Raw genomic sequence first — 2,814 nt, forward strand, 5'->3', positions numbered from 1 at the left:
TGTTCCACTTTAGATATTTGTTTAAGATGAGATGTAACTCATTGAAATGTGTCATCATATTCGTCGTCAGAAAACAAGTATTATGCCATTATTTCAATGAGTTATCTTTTTTTGTCGTGTACAAAGACAATTTTTGATTTATCCGGCTATTGGAATATTAATAAATATACCAAGCTGAATGTGGCATTTAACAATATGTTTGATAAAACCTATTGGAACTATGCAAGTGTCGGTACACTGATAGGATCAGGTACTGATCAGGCAACGTTAATTGACCGTGCTGCCGAGCCAGGCCGTAATGTCGTTGCAAGTCTTGAATTTAAATTTTAAACATCCTTATTGATATTTCTGGAACATTTGATATGAAAAACGTTCTCTTTCAGCACTGATTACTTTGACTTTATGCACTAGCATAAGTTTTGCAGCTGCGCCCCAACCTGATCTTTATAAACAAAGTCTGGGCTTTTATAGCTTAAGTCATAGCGAACTCAAGGACAGTACCCAAGCCACTTTTGTTAAAAACTTCGTTGCAGATTATCAGCCATTATTTCAACAACATAGTAAAGTTGATTTACAACAGTATCTAGCATTTGAAAATGCCCGATTACAGTCTATTATCGATCAACGTCGTGAAATGTCTTTAAAACAGGCACATGTACGTTTTGGTGTGATTAATCAGGATAAAGATGACAAAATCACACTGAAGGAGTTTCAGGAAACAGGGTTAAAAACATTTGGCGGATTTGATAAAAATCAGGATGGGATTATCAATGCCGAAGACCAGAAACTTGCACCGGCTGCACAAGGTACACATGATGGTTTACGTATTACCACACCGTTGGCTATGCCAATGGCAAATAGTATTGCCGAATTTATCCAGATGTATGGTGGCGATAAAGGTTTTGTGACTTTAGGCGATTATTTAAAAGAACGCGATCAGCAATATTTCCATACCGATGCAAACCACGATTTGACTTTATCTGAACAGGAATATGTCACAGAGTTCATGCAACGCTATGATGAAAATCTGCAAAAAGCAAAAGCAGAATATCAAACTATTTTCACCGAACAATTCAAAGCCATTGCAAATAATAAGGCAACCATCAGCAGTAAAGATGTAGATGCCTATGCAAAACTATTGTTCAAGCATTTTGATGCCAATAAAAATGGTCGTCTTGAGGCAAATGAGCTGTAAATCTGGCTCTGGTCAATTTTAAATTTTTCCCACGAATACCCTGCCCTAAAATCATTTTGGGGCAGTTTTTTTGTATTTCTTAAGTGATTTTCTATCACCCAATGCTTTGAAATAATTAAAAAATAATAAGACTAAATTTTCACCCATATAAGTCATATTACGTATTATCAAAATAATAGAAAAATGAGAATTTAACTGCATAGGTAAACAACGCACCTTATTTCAAAAGTGTAGACCAAAAACAGGAGAATTCTCATGGCGAGTACCGGAAGTGTAAGTGCTTCAGAAGAGGCCCTACTTGTTGCAGCAATCCAATATCCAGTACCTGTGATCAAGGGACCTGAAGATATACAAGTGCAAGTTGACAGGATTTGTACAGCACTGGCCAATACCAAGGCAGGCTATCCAGATCTCGACTTAATTGTATTTCCAGAGTATTCAACTCAGGGCCTAAATACGGCAATCTGGACTTATGATGAAATGCTATTAACCATCGAAAGCCCGGAAATCCAGCAATTCAAAGATGCCTGTAAGAAAAATGATGTATGGGCAGTATTTTCCTTGATGGAAAAAAATGAAGATCCGAGCAAAGCACCTTATAACACAGCCATTATTGTCAATAATCTAGGGGAAATTGCATTACATTACCGCAAATTACAACCATGGGTACCGATTGAACCGTGGTCTCCTGGCAATTACGGTATGCCGGTATGTGATGGACCAAAAGGTTCAAAACTAGCAGTATGTATCTGTCATGACGGCATGTTCCCAGAATTGGCCCGTGAAGCAGCCTATAAAGGATGTAATGTCTATATTCGGATTTCCGGCTATTCTACACAAGTCAACGATCAGTGGATCTGGACCAATAGAACCAATGCTTGGCAAAACCTAATGTACACTGTCTCTGTCAATCTCGCAGGTTATGACAATGTATTCTATTACTTCGGTGAAGGTACTATCTGCAATTATGATGGTAATGTCATTCAGCAAGGCCATCGTAACCCCTGGGAAATTGTGACCGCAGAACTTTTCCCACGTTTGGTAGATCAGGCACGTGAGAACTGGGCACTTGAAAATAATATTTTCAATCTGGGTTGCCGCGCTTATGTCGGAAAACCTGGTGGTGAAAAAGCCAACTACCTGACTTGGGTGGAAGATCTGGCCAAAGGAGAGTATAAATTACCTTGGGATGACAAAATCAAAATTCGTGATGGCTGGAAATATTATCCGGATGGCGTAAAACTTGGACCTATGCCGAAAAAATAATTTTTAGCATAGCGCTACGATAAAACAAATCCTCTCTATATCGCATCAGAAATGGTGTTGGATGAGAGGGTTTTGTTTTAAAATCAATGCTAATGGATTAACAACTCGACTTGTTATTTTCTTCAATGAAAAATACATAAGCTGATCTAAGATTCCCTAAACCTAAATACATCCAATCATCTAGGTTTATCCATCACAATCTAAGGAAGACCTCAACTTTGCGGTTAATGATATACGCTGAATTATCAGGAGACTTTCCCTTGGGAGATTCTAGGCAGCCAACTTATAAAAGTCTTCGGCCATTTGATTTGGTGTCTTAAAACCCAAACCCTTTTGAATTCTTCGATGATTAT

The 2,814-nt window shown here is 38.1% G+C and carries 3 protein-coding genes; all 3 read left to right on the top strand.

Translation table 11 applies throughout. The annotated features are described in order from the left end of the window. Positions 1–111 precede the first annotated feature (111 nt). The 3 genes from FTV09_RS17405 to FTV09_RS17415 all read left to right on the top strand — a co-directional run bounded on the left by FTV09_RS17405 (position 112) and on the right by FTV09_RS17415 (position 2,461). A complete protein-coding gene (locus FTV09_RS17405) occupies positions 112–330 on the top strand; it encodes a TonB-dependent receptor (protein WP_228127126.1) in 219 nt (72 codons plus the stop codon). A 64-nt stretch (positions 331–394) separates the two neighbouring features. Beyond that, on the top strand, positions 395–1,195 hold the full coding sequence (locus tag FTV09_RS17410; protein ID WP_004756685.1) for a hypothetical protein: 801 nt from the start codon (positions 395–397) through the stop codon (positions 1,193–1,195). Between the two features lie 255 nt (positions 1,196–1,450). Further along, positions 1,451–2,461, top strand: a complete 1,011-nt coding sequence (locus tag FTV09_RS17415; RefSeq protein ID WP_004756684.1) for a formamidase — start codon at positions 1,451–1,453, stop codon at positions 2,459–2,461. The last annotated feature ends 353 nt before the right edge of the window (positions 2,462–2,814 follow it).

Origin of the sequence: Acinetobacter sp. YH12227 (genome assembly GCF_013417785.1) — a bacterium.
Lineage (GTDB): Bacteria > Pseudomonadota > Gammaproteobacteria > Pseudomonadales > Moraxellaceae > Acinetobacter > Acinetobacter gandensis.